The sequence below is a fragment of the Imbroritus primus genome (assembly GCF_964332355.1).
In the GTDB taxonomy this organism is placed as follows: Bacteria; Pseudomonadota; Gammaproteobacteria; order Burkholderiales; family Burkholderiaceae; genus Imbroritus; species Imbroritus primus.
Genome location: NZ_OZ201293.1, coordinates 2,681,496 through 2,697,611, shown reverse-complemented (window position 1 = coordinate 2,697,611; position 16,116 = coordinate 2,681,496). Strand labels below are relative to the sequence as shown.

The window sequence follows — 16,116 nt, the reverse complement described above, 5'->3', positions numbered from 1 at the left end:
GTACCAAGGTCCCTGTCCGAAGGCCTGTCGAACGCTTCGCCGCTGGCGCGGGCAGCGGCCGGCCCGCGTGCTAAAATCGCAATTTTGCGGCATTCACCCATGCTGCGCCTGCCGGCCCGCGCCGACGGGTGCACCACAGAAAGCAATCGATGATCTCCGGCCTACTCAAATCCGTTTTTGGCAGCCGCAATGACCGGCTGGTTAAACAATATCGTAAGACGGTCGCGCATATCAATGCGCTGGAACCGAAATATGAGGCCCTGTCGGACGACGAGCTGCGCGCGCAGACGCAGGCATTCCGCGAGCGGATCGCCGCGGGCGAAAGCCTGGACAAGGTGCTGCCGGAAGCCTTTGCGGTGTGCCGCGAGGCCAGCAAGCGCGTCATGAAGATGCGCCACTTCGACGTACAGATGATTGGCGGCATGGTGCTGCACCACGGCAAGATCGCCGAAATGCGCACTGGTGAAGGCAAGACGCTGACCGCGACGCTGGCGGTTTACCTGAATGCACTGGCCGGCGAAGGCGTGCACGTGGTGACGGTCAACGATTACCTCGCGCAGCGCGATGCCGAGTGGATGGGGCGCCTGTACAACTTCCTCGGGCTGACCGTGGGCATCAACCTGTCGTCGATGTCGCATGACCAGAAGCAAGCCGCCTACGCCTCGGACATTACCTACGGCACCAACAACGAATTCGGCTTCGACTACCTGCGCGACAACATGGTCTACGATCCGGGCCAGCGCGTACAGCGTCCGCTGCACTACGCCATCGTCGACGAGGTGGACTCCATCCTGATCGACGAGGCGCGCACGCCGCTGATCATTTCCGGCCAGGCCGAGAACCAGACTGACCTGTACCGGCGCATGAACGGCATTCCGGCTTTCCTTGAGCGCCAGATCGGCGAGGAAAAGGCCGATGGTACCGGCGTGGAAAAGCCGGGCGACTACTACGTCGATGAAAAGTCGCACCAGGTCTACATGACCGAGCGCGGCCACGAGCGCGCGGAGACGCTGCTCGTCGAGCAAGGGTTGCTGGCCGAGGGTGAGTCGCTGTACGCGCCGCAGAACATTTCGCTGATGCACCACCTGTACGCCGCGCTGCGCGCCCACAGCCTGTTTCATCGCGACCAGCACTACGTGGTGCAGAATGGCGAGATCGTCATCGTCGACGAATTCACGGGCCGCCTGATGTCGGGCCGCCGCTGGTCCGACGGCCTGCACCAGGCCGTGGAAGCCAAGGAAGGCGTGCAGATCCAGCAGGAAAACCAGACGCTGGCAACCATCACCTTCCAGAACTACTTCCGCATGTACGGCAAGCTGGCCGGGATGACCGGCACGGCCGATACCGAAGCATACGAGTTCCAGGAAATCTACGGCCTCGAGACCGTGGTGATCCCGACCAACCGCGCTAACCAGCGCAAGGACCTGCAGGACCAGATCTACAAGACCGGCAAGGAGCGCTACGACGCCGTCATCAAGGATATCCGCGACTGCTACGAGCGCGGCCAGCCTGTACTCGTGGGCACGACCTCGATCGAGAACTCGGAGTACCTGTCGGCGCTGCTGAACAAGGCCGGCCTGCCCCATCAGGTGCTGAATGCCAAGCAGCACGAGCGCGAGGCCGAGATCATCGCGCAGGCCGGCCGGCCCAAGATGATCACCATCGCCACCAACATGGCTGGTCGTGGTACCGACATCGTGCTGGGCGGCAATGTGGAGAAGCAGTCGGGCTTTGTCGAGGCCGACGCTACGCTGTCCGACGCCGAGAAGCAGCAACGCATCAAGACGCTGCAAGACGAATGGCAGTCGCTGCACGAGCAGGTCAAGGCGGCTGGCGGCCTGCATATCATCGGTACCGAACGCCACGAGTCGCGCCGTATCGACAACCAGTTGCGTGGCCGTGCCGGCCGCCAGGGTGATCCGGGTTCGTCGCGTTTCTACCTGTCGCTGGACGACCAGCTGCTGCGCATCTTTGCTGGAGACCGCGTGCGTGCCATCATGGATCGCCTGAAGATGCCCGAGGGCGAGCCGATCGAGGCCGGTATCGTCACGCGCTCGATCGAATCCGCGCAGCGCAAGGTCGAGGGCCGCAACTTCGACATTCGCAAGCAACTGCTGCAGTACGACGACGTCGCCAACGACCAGCGTAAGGAAATCTACAAGCTCCGTAACGAGATCCTTGAATCGCAGGACATTGGCGAGATCATTGCCAACCTGCGTACCAGCGTGTTCGTCGACCTGTTCCGCCAGTATGTGCCCGCGGAAACCATGGAAGAGCAATGGGACCTGCAAGGCCTCGAACGTACCCTGCGTGAAGAATGGGGCATGGAGCTGCCGCTGGTCGAGACCGTCGACAAGGCCGATGCCATCGAGGATGAAGACCTCTTGCAGATGATCAAGGCCGAGGCCGAGCGCATCTACGCCGCCAAGGTTGACCTGGTGGGCCGCGAGGCGTTTGCCGGTTTTGAGCGCTCGGTGATGCTGCAAAGCCTCGATACGCACTGGCGCGAACATCTGGCCGCGCTCGATCACCTGCGCCAGGGCATCCACCTGCGAGGCTATGCGCAGAAGGATCCCAAGCAGGAGTACAAGCGCGAGTCGTTCGAGCTGTTCAGTGCGCTGCTCGACACCATCAAGAGCGAAGTGGCCCGCACCGTGTTTACCGTGCGCATCCAGTCACAGGAAGAACTGGAACAGGCCTCCGAGCAGATCGAGGAGGAGCTGGCGCATCTCGAGAACGTGCGTTACCAGCACGACGAGTTTGGCGGCGAAGGTGGCGATGCCGCCGAAGCCAGTGCGCAGCGCACGCGGGCGCTAGCAGGCCTGACGGGCAACAGCGCAGCGGAACTGGTGAACACACCGGCCGGCATGCCAAAGGTTGGTCGTAATGATCCGTGCCCGTGCGGGTCGGGCAAGAAGTACAAGCAGTGCCACGGCAAACTGGCCTGACGTGGAGTGATGCCGCGCCGGCTGGACTGGCCGCGGCAAGATGATGGTACTCATGCCCGCGTCCATGCGGGCATGATCGTTTGGAGAACGACAATGGCAGTGAATCTTCCCTTGCCGCAGGCAGCCGACCTCAAGCCGGTGCGTGGCGTGCAGCTTGGTTGGGCCGAGGCCGGTATCCGCAAGGCGGATCGCAAGGACGTGCTGGTGCTGACGGTGCCGGAAGGTACGGCCGTGGCAGGCGTGTTCACCCGCAACCGCTTCTGTGCCGCGCCGGTGCAGGTCTGCCGCGAGCATCTGGCGGCAGGAAAAGGTATTCGTGCCATCGTCGTCAATACAGGCAATGCCAATGCCGGTACCGGCGAGCCGGGCCTCGCCGCGTCGCGCGCTACCTGCGATGCGTTGGCCGGGCAGCTGGGTGTCGCGCCGCAGCAGATCCTGCCATTCTCCACGGGCGTGATCCTCGAGCCGCTGCCCGTCGACCGTCTGGTCGCCGGTCTGCCACAGGCGCTGGGGCGTCTCGCGGAAGACCACTGGCTGCAGGCGGCGGAAGCGATCATGACCACCGATACGCAGCCGAAGGCCGCGTCGCGGACCATCACGCTCGGCGGCAAGACCGTCACGCTCACCGGCATCAGCAAAGGCGCCGGCATGATCCGTCCGAACATGGCCACCATGCTGGGCTTCATCGCCACCGATGCCGCCGTGGCGCAGCCCGTGTTGCAGCAACTGGTGAAATATGCGGCGGATCATTCCTTCAACAGCATCACCATTGATGGCGATACCTCCACCAATGACTCGTTCGTGCTACTGGCCACGGGCCAGTCGGGCGCGGCGCTGATCGACAGTGAATCGCACGCTGATTACGCAGTATTGCGCGACGCCGTGACGGACCTCGCCCAGGAACTGGCGCAGATGATCGTGCGCGACGGGGAGGGTGCCACCAAGCTGATGACGATCCGCGTCGAGCAGGGCCAGTCCGTGGCCGAATGCCGCCAGGTGGCCTATGCGGTGGCGCACTCGCCGCTGGTAAAGACGGCCTTCTACGCCTCCGACCCCAACCTCGGCCGGATTCTCGCTGCCGTGGGCTATGCTGGTGTCGACGATCTCGACGTCGACCGCGTCAACCTGTGGCTCGACGACGTCTGGGTTGCCAAGGATGGCGGGCGCAATCCCGATTACCGCGAAGAGGATGGCCAGCGCGTCATGCAGCAGGCCGAGATCACCGTGCGCATCGCGCTCGGGCGCGGCCAGGCGCAGGCCACGGTATGGACCTGTGATTTCTCGCACGAATACGTGTCCATCAACGCCGACTACCGTTCCTGATTCATCATGGCTGACCTGACGCAACGCCTAGACAACCTGCTGGCTCGGCTGGAGCAATGGATGCCGCCGGTCCTGAGCGAGACCGACTGGAAAGAGGCGGTCGCCTTCCGCTGGCGTCGCCGGCAGAGCCTGCTGGGTACGTTTGGCTACCTGCAGCCGCTGCGCCGCCTGCCGTCGATCACGCTGGGCGATCTGCACAATATCGAACGGCAGAAGCAGGCCATTATCTCCAATACCCTGCAGTTCCTGCGCGGCCTGCCGGCCAACAACGTGCTGCTGACCGGTGCGCGCGGTACCGGCAAGTCGTCACTGATCAAGGCCTGTCTGCACGCGTATGCGGCCGACGGCCTGCGGCTGGTGGAAGTGGACAAGGACGACCTGGCTGACCTGGGCGACATCGTCGAACAACTGGCGACGCGCCCCGAGCGTTTCATCGTATTTTGCGATGACCTGTCGTTCGAGGACGGCGAGTCCGGCTACAAGGCCCTCAAGGTGGCGCTCGACGGCTCAGTGGCCTCGCAGTCCGACAATGTGCTGATCTACGCCACGTCGAATCGCCGGCACCTGATGCCGGAGTACATGAAGGACAACGAAAGCTATCGGCACACCGACGATGGCGAGATCCATCCCGGCGAAGTGGTCGAGGAAAAGATTTCGCTGTCGGAGCGTTTCGGCCTGTGGCTGTCGTTCTATCCCCCGCGCCAGGATGAGTACCTGACCATCGTCAGCCACTGGTTGCGCCATTTTGGCTGCACCGAGGCCGAGATCGAGGCGGCGCGCGGCGATGCCCTGGTGTGGGCGCTCGAACGCGGTTCGCGTTCGGGCCGCGTGGCCTGGCAGTTCGCCAAGGACTGGGGCGGCCGCCATGGCCGGCAGTTCATCGCGGAGCAGCCATGAGTACGGCCGCGACCGACAAGACGGGCGGCCGGGCGGTCACGGAAGTCGCGGTCGGCGTGGTGGTGCGCGCGGATGGCAGCTTCCTGCTCGGGCAGCGGCCAGTTGGCAAGCCGTATGAGGGCTACTGGGAGTTTCCGGGCGGCAAGCTGGAGGCGGGCGAGTCGGTCGAAGCAGCGCTGGCGCGCGAGCTCAAGGAAGAGCTCGATATCGACATGCGGGCCTGCGAACCGTGGCGCACGCTCGAGCATGACTACCCGCATGCCTATGTGCGCCTGTACTTCTGCAAGGTGACCGCGTGGGACGGCGAGCCGCGCGGCATGGAAGGACAGGCCGTGACCTGGCAGACCTTGCCGGTCAACGTGGCGCCGTTGCTGCCGGCGGCTCAGCCGGTATTGGACTGGATGCAGGACGAACGCGCGGCCTGAGCGGCACGCGTGTTGCCGCCAATTCGTCAGCTCCTCAGTTCAGCGGCCTCTGGTTGCCTTTGTCGGCTGCGCCGAGTTCATCGTCTTCCGCGACGGGAATCGTGTAGCGCTCGCTGGCCCAGGCCCCCAGGTCGATCTGCTGGCAACGTTCGGAACAGAACGGCCGGAAGCGGTTGGCGGGCAGCCATTCCACGGCGGCGCCGCAAGTGGGACATTTGACGGTGGCTGGCATCAGAAATTACAGAGTTTGAGCTGGAAGGGAATGTCGAGCTCCATCGAGCGCGGCCGCAGATCGCCATCCTGCTGGGTAAAGCGTACCCACAGCATATACTTGTTCGCGCTGATCTCGGGAATGCATTGCAGGTAGGCATCGTCGAGCTGGACCTGCATCAGGTGGTAGGTCCGGCCTGATAGCATCTGCTGGAAATTGCCGCCCGTGGCGATCACTTTGCCGGCCTGCCCGGATTCGCGCAACAGCCGCAGCACCATCACGGTGCCGTCGCGCAGCGCCAGCAATGGCTGGATCCACTTGATGATGTCCTGGCGCCGCGCCTCGGCGGGACGCTGCTGCCACGCATGGTAAGCCGGCAGGTCGAACTCGCAGGTGCCGCCGGGAATGATGGCGCGGCTGCGGATGCTGGTCAGCCACTCGTTGTCGCTGATGAGTTGCCCGACCTTGGACGGATTTTGTGCCAGCCGCTGGATGCCCGCATCGAGTTCGCCGATGATGCTGTCCAGCGTCGCATGGTCGATCTGCGGATTGCTGCGCAGGTTGGCGAGCGTCTGGCGCTGGCGTTCCAGCTCACGGTTGAGGTCGGCTTTGAGGTCGGCCCGGCCCGCCACATCCACGATCTCGAACAGCGTGGTGAGAGCGACGTGATGCTGTAGCGGATGATCCTGCGCCAGAAAGAACTCCAGGCGCTCAAACAGATCCTCGAGACGCAGCAGTGTGCGGATACGTTCGTTGAACGGGTATTCGTACAGGATCACGTCAAGGTCCGGTTGGGTTTCTTCGGCATTCTATGCGAGTGCCTGGCTTATCACAATGCTGCTTGCGGATGCGGTCAGCTCGCAAGTGCCGCATACAAGGCATGCAACCGTGCCACTTGCGGCGGCAGCGCCTCGGGTGCGCCGCCGTTGTCGATGACATCATCCGCCACGGCCAGGCGAGCCTCGCGCGTGGCCTGGCGGGCGATGATGGCTTCTACCTGTGCACGTGTAAAGCCGTTACGCTGCATCACGCGCGCGATCTGCGTTTCCACCGGGCAGTCCACCACCAGGACGCGGTCGAGGGTCTGGCGCCAGCGTCCTCCCTCCACCAGCAGCGGAATCACGAAGAGGATGTAAGGATGGACCGCAGCGGCTTCGATGCGTTCCGCCTGTGTGACGCAGGTGGCGCGGATCAGCGGATGGGTAATGCCTTCGAGCGTCTGGCGGGCCGCATCGTTGCCGAAGACCAGGGCACGCATCCGCGTGCGGTCCATGGCCCCTTCGGGCGTCAGGCAATCCGCGCCGAAGGCGGCCACCAGCGGAGCGATGGCGGCGCCACCGGGGGCGGTGATCTCGTGCGCGATCACGTCAGTATCGATGATGGCGGCGCCGTGCGTGGCGAACAGGTCCGCGACGCGGGTCTTGCCCGAGCCGATGCCGCCTGTTAGACCGATCTTGGGCAGGTTCATGGCAGTGGCGCCAGTAACGGTACCAGCAGCGGCAACAGGCCGCCGAACAGCAGCACCAGGATGCCCGCGCCGGCGATGAAGGGCCCGAACGGGAACGGCGCATCGCGCTCCTGCCGGCCGCTCACGATGCGCCAGACGCCGAACACGAGACCGACCACGGATGACAGCAGAATCAGTGCCGGCAGGGCCTGCCACCCAAACCAGGCGCCGAGGGCAGCCATCAGCTTGAAGTCGCCGTACCCCATGCCTTCCTTGCCGCGCACCAGCTTGAAGACCCAATAGACGCTCCACAGGGAGAGATAGCCCGCCATTGCGCCGATGACCGCATCGGCCAGCGGAACGAAGATGCCGTTCAGGTTGAGCAGCAGGCCCAGCCAGAGCAGCGGCAGGGTCAATTGATCGGGCAGCAGTTGCGTGTCAGCGTCGATCAGCGTCAGGGCGAGCAGGGTCCAGACCAGCACGATGCCACCGAGCGCCTGCCACGACGGGCCGAAATGCCATGCCACGAGGCCGGTCAGCACAGCGCTGGCGAGCTCGAGCAACGGGTAGCGTGCCGAGATCGGCGTGCCGCAGCCGCGGCAGCGGCCCCGCAGCCACAGGTAGCTCAGCACGGGCACGTTCTCGAGCGCGGAAATCGGGTGTCCGCACGCTGGACAGGCCGAGCGCGGGGCGACGAGATCATAGCGCTCCGGATAGGGCAGCGGCTCGTGGCGCAACTCGGCCAGATAGTTGGCTTCCTCGCGCTCCATCATCAATGGCAGGCGATGCACGACGACATTGAGAAAACTGCCCACCAGCAGGCCGACAAGCGCTGCGAGGGCGATCCACAGGGTGGGGTCGAGCTGCACGAACGGCTCCAGCGTCAGGCGCGGGAATGCTGCGCCGGGCATCACTGCGGCGTGAGGCACAAGGGATACGGACATGGCGGGAAGAGGCGGGTGATCAGATGACCTGTCCAAGCTTGAAGATCGGCAGGTACATGGCAATCACCATGCCGCCGATGAGCACGCCTAGTACGACGATGATGACGGGTTCGATCAGGCTCGAAATCGCCGCGACCGCATCATCGACCTCACGCTCGTAGAACTCAGCCACCTTGGTCAGCATATTGTCGAGCGAACCGGACTCCTCGCCGATCTGCGCCATCTGCAGCACCATGTTGTCGAACACATGCGTGGCCTGCATGGCGTTGGTCAGGCTCGTACCGATACTGACCGCCTGGCGGATTTCGAGTGTCGCATCATGGTAGACCCAGCTACCGGCCGCGCCGGCGACAGAATCCATCGACTCGACCAGGGGGCTGCCGGCGGCGAACATCGTCGCCAGCGTGCGTGTCCAGCGCGCAATGGTCGCCTTGCGCAGCAGGGGGCCGAAGATCGGCAGCCGCAGCAGGAATCGGTCGGTCAGTCGCTGGACTTTCTCCGACGAGCGCAGGGCCCGTACATACAGGATGATGGCGATGATCGGTACACCAAGGATCAGGTACCAGTAGTCCGTAAAGAAATCGGACATGGCGATGACCAGCAGCGTGGGCGTCGGCAGGTTCGCGCCGAAGCTCGAGAACACATCCTTGAAGGCCGGGATCACGAACAGCATCAGCACCACGAGTACGGCAAAGGCGACCGCCAGCACCGCGATCGGATAGATCATCGCCGAGCGGATCTTGCTCTTCAGGGCGATGGTCTTTTCCTTGTACAGCGACAGGTTCTCGAGCAGCGATTCGAGGATACCGCCCTGTTCACCGGCATCGATCAGGTTGCAGTACAGCGAATCGAAGTAGCGCGGGTGGCGACGGAACGCCTGTGCCATGCTGCTGCCGGACTCGATGTCGAAGCGGATGTCGTTGAGTAGCCGCGTGAAGTTCGGATTGCCATGGCCGCGGCCGATGATGTCGATCGCCTGCAGCAGCGGAATGCCGGCCTTGAGCATGGTAGCCAGCTGGCGCGTGAAGAAAGTAATGTCCTTCTCGGTGATCTTGCGGCCGCGCGCGGCACGGCGGCGCTTCAGCTTGGTGACCGAAATGCCCTGCTTGCGCAGCGTGGCATGCACATCGTTCTGTGTCTCGGCCCGCATCTCGCCCGTGAATATCTTGCCCTTGCGATCCTTGCCCTCCCATTCGAACACGTACTGGGTGGGTGTCTTGGTGCGTTTGCGCTCGGTGGCAGATGCAGTCGAGCGGGCGGCTGAGGCAGGGGCGCGGGTAGCCATGGATGCGTTCGACTCCGTCAGAGATTGGTCGTGGCCAGTACTTCTTCAAGCGAGGTTTCACCGCGCTTGACCTTCAGCAGGCCCGATTCACGCAGCGAACGTACACCGTCCTTGCGGGCCTGCTCGGCGATCTGCAGCGCAGTGCCGTGCGACAGGATGATGTCCTGGATCGCTTCAGTGACCGGCATGACCTGGTAGATCCCGATTCGTCCCTTGTATCCGCTGCCGTTGCAGTGCTCGCAGCCGACGGGATGATAAGGCTGCCAGCTGCCGTCCAGGTCGGCCTGGGTGAAGCCGGCCTCGAGCAGCGGCTGCTCGGGAATCGCCCCGGGCCGCTTGCACTGCGGGCACAGGCGGCGTGCAAGCCGCTGCGCGGTGATCATCAGCACGCTCGAGGCGATATTGAAGGGCGCCACGCCCATGTTCATCATGCGCGTCAGCGTGGTCGGGGCGTCGTTGGTATGCAGTGTCGAGAACACCAGGTGGCCGGTCTGCGCCGCCTTGATCGAGATATCGGCGGTTTCCAGGTCACGGATCTCGCCGACCATGATGATGTCCGGATCCTGGCGCAGGAAAGCGCGTAGCGCCGAGGCGAAAGTCAGGCCGGCCTTGTCGTTGATATTGACCTGGTTGACGCCGGGCAGCTGGATTTCCGCTGGATCCTCGGCGGTCGAGATATTGATGTCGCCTTCGTTCAGCAGCTTGAGGAAGGTGTACAGCGACAGTGTCTTGCCGCTGCCGGTCGGTCCGGTCACGAGCACCATGCCGTAGGGGCGCTTGATGACGTCGAGCAGCAGCGCCTTCTGGTCGGGTTCGTAGCCAAGCTGGTCGATATCGAGCTTATCGGGCGAGGAATCCAGGATCCGGATGACGATTTTTTCGCCGAACAGCGTGGGTAAGGTGGAGACGCGGAAGTCGATCGCCTTCTCGACTTTCTCCTTGTCGTTCTTGTCCTTGGGCACGGCGATCAGCAGCTTCATGCGGCCGTCCTGCGGGACGCGCTTTTCGGAGATGTCGAGGCGCGACAGCACCTTGATGCGCGTGGCGATCTTGTCGCGGATATCGAGCGGCGGCTGGGCGACCTCCTGCAGGACGCCATCGATGCGGAAGCGCACGCGGTAGAAGAATTCGAACGGCTCGAAGTGCAGGTCGGATGCGCCGCGGATCAACGCCTCTGTCAGCAGCTTCTGCAGGAAGCGCACCACCGGTGCATCGTCGATATCGGCAGCGGTCTTGTTGCGCTGGGCGGCGGCCGAGGCCACCGGATCGTATTCGATGCGGATCTTCTCGGCCATGTGCGGCTGGACCGCGCGCATTTCCGGGCTGTCGTCCACGGCCGTCGACACGTGGCGCATCAGCTTGTCGTGCTCTACGACCACGAGGTCGACCGACAGGTTGAACTTCTGCCGGATCTGTTCGACCGGCGCCGTGTTGGCCGGGTCCGAGGTCGCCAGGATCAGGCGGTTGTCGCGCCGCCCCAGCGGCAGCAGCCGCAGCGCGTGGAACTGGCGGTTGCCAGCCAGGACGGGCGGCACGTTCTGCAGGTTGTACTGGTTCAGGTCGAGCAGCGGCAACTGGTACTTGTCCGCGGCGAAGACCGCCACGTCATGTGCCGACATGGCGCCACTGCTGATGATTTCATCGATCAACTGGGCATGATGTTCGCGTGCGGACTGCTCCAGCTGCGCCAGCAGGCCTGGTGCGATTCGCCGGCTTTGCACGAGTGCGAGACCAAGAGTCATGAGCGATAGTCGGAAGTGGAAATTCGCGTGGACGCATGCGGCGGCTGGCCTGGCGGCACGCGGCCTCCTGCAGTGTGCCGCCCGCTCCCGTATTTGTAAAGCCGCGTCCGCAGGCCGCAAACCGGTCTGTGGCGCGGATGGGAAAGTCTACGTGGCCCGGTGGAAGCCGGTTGCGATCGTGACACGGGTCGTGAGCACGGAGGCCCAGTCTCGGGAGGAGGGGAGGGGCATTCGCGCGGGCAGCCGGGAGCGCGCCGGAATGCAAAAGGCCGGATCAGCATGAACTGATCCGGCCTCGAATTCTGGTCGGGGTGAGAGGATTCGAACCTCCGGCCTCTACGTCCCGAACGTAGCGCTCTACCAGGCTAAGCTACACCCCGCGTGTTTTTCTTTTTTCAATGCATCCGGCGCGAGACCGGTTCGAATGCGCTGCCAAGCTTGCAGGCAGTGCACAGCGTTGTCAGGATTTACGCTGCACCGAGAAAGCACATAAGTCTATCAGCGTTTGCCTGAATTGGGAAGGGGGGAATTGCGCTGCCGCGTCGGCGGCGGCGGCGGCTTCCCGTTCGGCGGCGGCGCGCGTGAAGTCCAGGGCGCCCGATTGCTCGATGGCTGCATAGATGGCATCGAAGTGCTCGGTGCCGCCTTCCATGATGGCGGTGCGGACCATGTCCTTTTGCGCGTCGGTGCCATGCTCGAGCAGGTGGATCAGGGGCAGCGTGGGTTTGCCCTCGCGCAGGTCGTCGCCGGCGTTCTTGCCCATTTCGGCTGCGCTGGCGGTGTAGTCGAGCAGGTCGTCCACGAGCTGGAAGGCCGTGCCGATGCGGCGGCCATACTCGGCTGCGGCTTCTTCCGTGGCCGCATCCGCGCCCGCGAGGATGGCGCCGACCTGGGCGGCGGCCTCGAACAGCTTGGCCGTCTTGTAGCGGATCACCTGCAGGTAGCGCTCCTGGGTCACGTCCGGGTCGTGCATGTTCAGCAGCTGCAGGACCTCGCCTTCGGCAATGACGTTGGTGGCGTCCGACAGGATCTGCATCACGCGCATATTGTCGGCGCTGACCATCATCTGGAAGGCGCGGGAGTACAGGAAGTCCCCCACCAGCACGCTTGCGGCATTGCCGAACACGGCATTCGCTGTGTCGCGCCCGCGCCGCAGGTCCGATTCGTCGACCACGTCATCGTGCAGCAGCGTGGCGGTGTGGATGAATTCCACCACGCCAGCCAGCGCATGATGAGCCGTGCCGCGGTAACCGAGGGCGTTGGCGATCAGCAGCAGGATCACGGGGCGCAGACGCTTGCCGCCTGCGGCAATGATGTAGTCGGCGATCTGGCTGATCAGCACCACTTCCGAGTTCAGGTGCTGGCGGATGACGGCGTCGACCGCGCGCATATCGGCGGCGATCGGCTCGAGCAGGGACGTGGTGGAGGTTTGAGGCAAAATGGTCACCGTGACGCGAAACCGGATGATTATATATGCGGAAGCGGTCGCGGTGGCTGGCGCGGCAACTGCCGCAAGGCGCTTGAGCACGCCGTGGTTGACTCTATAATAAAGGCATGCTGCCCAAGACCTCATCCTCCAAATCGTCCGACAGAGTCATGCGCCGCCGCGCCCTGTGGGTTGCGTTCGCCGCGCTGACCGGCTTCCTGCTGGCCTACGAACTCTGAGGGGCGTTGCGGTCACATTTCGGTGGCCGATCTGTTTCTTTGCGTTTTTCGCTAAGTCTTTGTATAATCGCGAGTTCTTCCGGATTTTTCCGGCAGAAGCGATTCCGGCAGGGCGCATGCCTTGCCATCAGTCTCATTTCATGAGGGTTTCAACAATGTACGCGGTCATAAAAACCGGCGGCAAGCAATACAAGGTTGCTGCTGGCGAAAAACTCAAAGTAGAACAGATACCGGCGGACGTTGGCGCAGAAATCACGCTTGACCAGGTGCTCGCAATGGGCGCCGGCGACCAGATCAAGTTTGGTACGCCGCTGGTAAGCGGGGCTTCCGTCAAGGCTACCGTTATCTCCCATGGTCGTCACGACAAGGTGAAGATTTTCAAGATGCGCCGTCGCAAGCACTATCAAAAGCACCAAGGCCATCGTCAGAATTACACCGAGTTGCGTATCGACGCGATCGTTGGCTGAACATCGTCAACCCCTTAACCGATAACGTAACCGGACAGGAGTAAAGTCATGGCACAGAAAAAAGGCGGCGGTTCCACACGGAACGGACGTGATTCCGAGTCGAAACGCCTGGGTGTGAAGGTGTATGGTGGCCAGGCCATCAACGCCGGCGGCATCATCGTGCGTCAGCGCGGTACCCGTGTTCACGCTGGCGAGAACGTCGGCATGGGCAAGGACCACACGCTGTTTGCACTGGTCGATGGCCACGTGCAGTTCACCGTGAAGGGCGCTGCGAAGAAGCAGATGGTGCTGGTCGTTCCGGCAGCCTGACCTGCCTGCGCAGCAACTGCCTGCAGCAAGGCCCCGCTTGATGTTGAGCGGGGCCTTTTCGTTTGTGGCGCAGTTTTTTCGACAGTCAGTCGGGTGCGGCCATGCCTGCCGCCCTGTATTGACTGTCTGGCATTGGCCGTCCGGCCAGGCCCGAAGGGTGGCCGGCCGCCTCCCAGCTCGAGCGGAAGTGACTTATGAAATTTATCGACGAAGCCAGAATCGAAGTGATCGCCGGGAACGGCGGGAACGGCAGCGCGTCGTTCCGCCGCGAGAAATTCGTGCCCTTTGGCGGGCCGGACGGGGGAGATGGCGGCCGTGGCGGCAGTGTGTTCGCGGTGGCGGATCGCAATATCAATACCCTCATCGATTTCCGCTACGCCAAGAAGCATGTGGCGCGCAATGGCGAGAATGGCCGTGGTTCCGACTGCTACGGCGCGGCCGGCGAAGACATCACGCTGCGCATGCCGGTGGGTACGACCGTGGTCGATGCCGAGACGGGCGAACGTATCGCCGACCTGACCGAGCACGGGCAGAAGATCTGCCTGGCAGAAGGCGGCATGGGCGGCTGGGGCAATATCCATTTCAAGTCGAGTACCAACCGCGCGCCGCGCCAGCAGGTCGACGGCAAGCCCGGCGAGCGCCGGATGCTGCACCTGGAGTTGAAGGTGCTGGCCGACGTGGGGCTGCTGGGCATGCCCAATGCCGGCAAATCGACGTTCATCAGCGCGGTTTCCAACGCGCGTCCCAAGGTGGCGGACTATCCGTTCACCACGCTGCATCCTAACCTCGGTGTCGTGCGGGTCGATCATGAACAGTCGTTCGTGATCGCTGACATTCCGGGCCTGATCGAGGGCGCGGCCGAAGGCGCGGGCCTCGGCCATCAGTTCCTGCGCCATCTGCAGCGGACCGGGTTGCTGCTGCATATCGTCGACCTCGCACCGTTCGATGAGTCGGTCGATCCCGTGGCGGAAGCCAAGGCCATCGTCAACGAACTCAAGAAGTACGATGCGGAGTTGTACGACAAGCCGCGCTGGCTGGTGCTGAACAAGCTGGACATGGTGCCCGAGGAAGAACGCGAGGCGCGTGTCGCGGATTTCGTCAAGCGCTTCAAGTGGAAAGGTCCGGTGTTCCGGATCGCCGCGCTGACCGGCGAGGGCTGCAAGGAGCTCTGCTACGCCATCAAGGATCACCTCGCCGCCATCAAGGCGGACGAGGAAGCGGCGCTGGCCGAGCCGGATATCCGGCTGGATGCGCGGCTGCAGAACATCGACCAAGCACAGAACGATCAACACGAAGCCGAGTAACCATCATGCGTTCCGTCATTGCTGACGCCAAGCGGATTGTCGTCAAGGTAGGTTCGAGTCTGGTGACGAATGACGGGCGCGGGCTCGATCATGCGGCCATTGCGCAGTGGGCCGGGCAGATCGCGGCCCTGCGCGCGGCTGGCAAGGAAGTGGTGCTGGTCAGTTCCGGCGCGATTGCCGAAGGCATGCAGCGCCTCGGCTGGCGCAAGCGGCCCACAGCCCTGCATGAATTGCAGGCGGCGGCGGCGGTGGGGCAGATGGGGCTGGCCCAGGTTTACGAATCGCAATTTGCCAGCCATGACATCCGCACCGCTCAGGTCCTGCTGACGCATGCTGACCTGGCCGATCGCGAGCGCTATCTCAATGCCCGGTCGACGCTGCTGGCGCTGCTGGAATTCGGCGTCGTGCCGATCATCAACGAGAACGACACGGTCGTTACCGATGAAATCAAGGTCGGAGACAATGACACGCTCGGCGCCTTGGTGACCAATCTCATCGAGGGCGACGCGCTTGTCATCCTGACTGACCAGGCGGGCCTCTACACTGCCGATCCGCGCAAGCATGCCGACGCGGAGTTCGTGCATGAGGCGGTGGCGGGCACGCCCGAACTCGAATCGATGGCCGGTGGCGCAGGTTCGAGCATCGGCAAGGGCGGCATGCTCACCAAGATTCTTGCCGCCAAGCGTGCGGCCAAGTCGGGGGCCGACACCATCATTGCTTCGGGGCGCGAACCCAAGGTGCTGGAGCGCCTTGCTGCCGGCGAGCTCATCGGTACCCAGCTGCGCGCGCCGACCGGCCGTCTGACCGCACGCAAGCAGTGGATGGCCGACCACCTGCAATTGCGCGGGCGCGTCGTCATCGATGCGGGTGCGGTGGAGAAGCTGGTCGGGGAAGGGAAGTCGCTGCTGCCGATCGGCGTGATCGAAGTGCAGGGCGAGTTCGCGCGCGGCGATGTGGTAGCGTGCGTGGACCTTGAGGGCCGCGAGATTGCGCGCGGCATTACTAATTACGCGAGTTCCGAAGCGCGGCGCATCGTGCGCAAACCGTCGAGCCAGATCGCCACGATCCTCGGCTACGTCAACGCGGTGGAACTGGTGCACCGCGACAACCTGGTCGTCGTCTAAGCCAGGCTGGCGCGACACGTGCGCC

Annotated in this window: 15 protein-coding genes and 1 tRNA gene; 8 read left to right on the top strand and 8 right to left on the bottom strand. The window is 63.6% G+C overall.

Annotation, left to right across the window (positions count from 1 at the left end):
• Positions 1 to 149 precede the first annotated feature (149 nt).
• From secA to ACQ3C8_RS12355, 4 genes are all read left to right on the top strand, one after another.
• Positions 150 to 2,948: a preprotein translocase subunit SecA gene (gene secA / locus ACQ3C8_RS12370; RefSeq protein WP_009523799.1), complete on the top strand. Its 2,799-nt coding sequence runs from the start codon at positions 150 to 152 to the stop codon at positions 2,946 to 2,948.
• A gap of 93 nt (positions 2,949 to 3,041) precedes the next feature.
• The gene (argJ, locus tag ACQ3C8_RS12365; RefSeq protein ID WP_009523800.1) at positions 3,042 to 4,271 is read left to right on the top strand and encodes a bifunctional glutamate N-acetyltransferase/amino-acid acetyltransferase ArgJ; all 1,230 of its coding nucleotides are present in this window, start codon (positions 3,042 to 3,044) and stop codon (positions 4,269 to 4,271) included.
• A 6-nt stretch (positions 4,272 to 4,277) separates the two neighbouring features.
• Entirely contained in the window at positions 4,278 to 5,168 is an 891-nt protein-coding gene (locus ACQ3C8_RS12360) for an ATP-binding protein (RefSeq protein ID WP_009523801.1), read from the top strand.
• Positions 5,165 to 5,593: an NUDIX domain-containing protein gene (locus tag ACQ3C8_RS12355; RefSeq protein WP_428851731.1), complete on the top strand. Its 429-nt coding sequence runs from the start codon at positions 5,165 to 5,167 to the stop codon at positions 5,591 to 5,593. Before ACQ3C8_RS12360 ends, ACQ3C8_RS12355 begins: the two co-directional genes overlap by 4 nt.
• A 34-nt stretch (positions 5,594 to 5,627) precedes the next feature.
• On the opposite strand, the gene yacG is transcribed toward ACQ3C8_RS12355, so the two are convergent.
• From yacG to ispB, 8 genes are all read right to left on the bottom strand, one after another.
• Positions 5,628 to 5,825, bottom strand: coding sequence for a DNA gyrase inhibitor YacG (gene yacG, locus ACQ3C8_RS12350; protein WP_428851730.1), 198 nt, complete (start codon positions 5,823 to 5,825; stop codon positions 5,628 to 5,630).
• Positions 5,825 to 6,583 (bottom strand): cell division protein ZapD, encoded by a 759-nt coding sequence (gene zapD, locus ACQ3C8_RS12345; RefSeq protein ID WP_009523804.1) that lies wholly within the window; start codon positions 6,581 to 6,583, stop codon positions 5,825 to 5,827. Before zapD ends, yacG begins: the two co-directional genes overlap by 1 nt.
• A gap of 74 nt (positions 6,584 to 6,657) precedes the next feature.
• Complete coding sequence (coaE, locus tag ACQ3C8_RS12340) at positions 6,658 to 7,266, bottom strand: dephospho-CoA kinase (protein WP_428853079.1); 609 nt, start codon at positions 7,264 to 7,266, stop codon at positions 6,658 to 6,660.
• Between the two features lie 2 nt (positions 7,267 to 7,268).
• Positions 7,269 to 8,195 (bottom strand): prepilin peptidase, encoded by a 927-nt coding sequence (locus ACQ3C8_RS12335; protein WP_428851729.1) that lies wholly within the window; start codon positions 8,193 to 8,195, stop codon positions 7,269 to 7,271.
• A gap of 19 nt (positions 8,196 to 8,214) precedes the next feature.
• Positions 8,215 to 9,480 carry a type II secretion system F family protein gene (locus ACQ3C8_RS12330; protein ID WP_009523807.1) on the bottom strand — a complete coding sequence of 422 codons (1,266 nt, stop codon included), beginning with the start codon at positions 9,478 to 9,480 and terminating at the stop codon, positions 8,215 to 8,217.
• A gap of 17 nt (positions 9,481 to 9,497) precedes the next feature.
• A complete protein-coding gene (gene pilB, locus ACQ3C8_RS12325) occupies positions 9,498 to 11,222 on the bottom strand; it encodes a type IV-A pilus assembly ATPase PilB (protein WP_428851728.1) in 1,725 nt (574 codons plus the stop codon).
• Between the two features lie 303 nt (positions 11,223 to 11,525).
• Positions 11,526 to 11,602: transfer RNA gene (locus tag ACQ3C8_RS12320), tRNA-Pro, on the bottom strand.
• An 80-nt stretch (positions 11,603 to 11,682) separates the two neighbouring features.
• A complete protein-coding gene (ispB, locus tag ACQ3C8_RS12315; RefSeq protein WP_428853078.1) occupies positions 11,683 to 12,660 on the bottom strand; it encodes an octaprenyl diphosphate synthase in 978 nt (325 codons plus the stop codon).
• Positions 12,661 to 13,042: 382 nt separating this feature from the next.
• Between ispB and rplU the strand changes: the two genes are divergently transcribed.
• The 4 genes from rplU (at position 13,043) to proB (ending at position 16,091) form a co-directional block, all read left to right on the top strand.
• The gene (gene rplU, locus ACQ3C8_RS12310; protein ID WP_428853077.1) at positions 13,043 to 13,354 is read left to right on the top strand and encodes a 50S ribosomal protein L21; all 312 of its coding nucleotides are present in this window, start codon (positions 13,043 to 13,045) and stop codon (positions 13,352 to 13,354) included.
• A 48-nt stretch (positions 13,355 to 13,402) separates the two neighbouring features.
• Positions 13,403 to 13,663, top strand: a complete 261-nt coding sequence (gene rpmA, locus ACQ3C8_RS12305) for a 50S ribosomal protein L27 (RefSeq protein WP_009523812.1) — start codon at positions 13,403 to 13,405, stop codon at positions 13,661 to 13,663.
• Positions 13,664 to 13,857: 194 nt separating this feature from the next.
• A complete protein-coding gene (gene cgtA, locus ACQ3C8_RS12300) occupies positions 13,858 to 14,967 on the top strand; it encodes an Obg family GTPase CgtA (RefSeq protein WP_009523813.1) in 1,110 nt (369 codons plus the stop codon).
• Positions 14,968 to 14,972: 5 nt separating this feature from the next.
• Positions 14,973 to 16,091 carry a glutamate 5-kinase gene (gene proB, locus ACQ3C8_RS12295; protein ID WP_428851727.1) on the top strand — a complete coding sequence of 373 codons (1,119 nt, stop codon included), beginning with the start codon at positions 14,973 to 14,975 and terminating at the stop codon, positions 16,089 to 16,091.
• Positions 16,092 to 16,116 lie beyond the last annotated feature (25 nt).

Excerpts from the sequence above, each read along its gene's own strand:
- secA (WP_009523799.1), top strand. The coding sequence starts at position 150 with ATGATCTCCGGCCTACTCAAATCCGTTTTTGGCAGCCGCAATGACCGG.
- argJ (WP_009523800.1), top strand. The coding sequence starts at position 3,042 with ATGGCAGTGAATCTTCCCTTGCCGCAGGCAGCCGACCTCAAGCCGGTG.
- ACQ3C8_RS12360 (WP_009523801.1), top strand. The coding sequence starts at position 4,278 with ATGGCTGACCTGACGCAACGCCTAGACAACCTGCTGGCTCGGCTGGAG.
- ACQ3C8_RS12355 (WP_428851731.1), top strand. The coding sequence starts at position 5,165 with ATGAGTACGGCCGCGACCGACAAGACGGGCGGCCGGGCGGTCACGGAA.
- yacG (WP_428851730.1), bottom strand. The coding sequence starts at position 5,825 with ATGCCAGCCACCGTCAAATGTCCCACTTGCGGCGCCGCCGTGGAATGG.
- ACQ3C8_RS12335 (WP_428851729.1), bottom strand. The coding sequence starts at position 8,195 with ATGTCCGTATCCCTTGTGCCTCACGCCGCAGTGATGCCCGGCGCAGCA.
- ACQ3C8_RS12330 (WP_009523807.1), bottom strand. The coding sequence starts at position 9,480 with ATGGCTACCCGCGCCCCTGCCTCAGCCGCCCGCTCGACTGCATCTGCC.
- pilB (WP_428851728.1), bottom strand. The coding sequence starts at position 11,222 with ATGACTCTTGGTCTCGCACTCGTGCAAAGCCGGCGAATCGCACCAGGC.
- rplU (WP_428853077.1), top strand. The coding sequence starts at position 13,043 with ATGTACGCGGTCATAAAAACCGGCGGCAAGCAATACAAGGTTGCTGCT.
- rpmA (WP_009523812.1), top strand. The coding sequence starts at position 13,403 with ATGGCACAGAAAAAAGGCGGCGGTTCCACACGGAACGGACGTGATTCC.
- cgtA (WP_009523813.1), top strand. The coding sequence starts at position 13,858 with ATGAAATTTATCGACGAAGCCAGAATCGAAGTGATCGCCGGGAACGGC.
- proB (WP_428851727.1), top strand. The coding sequence starts at position 14,973 with ATGCGTTCCGTCATTGCTGACGCCAAGCGGATTGTCGTCAAGGTAGGT.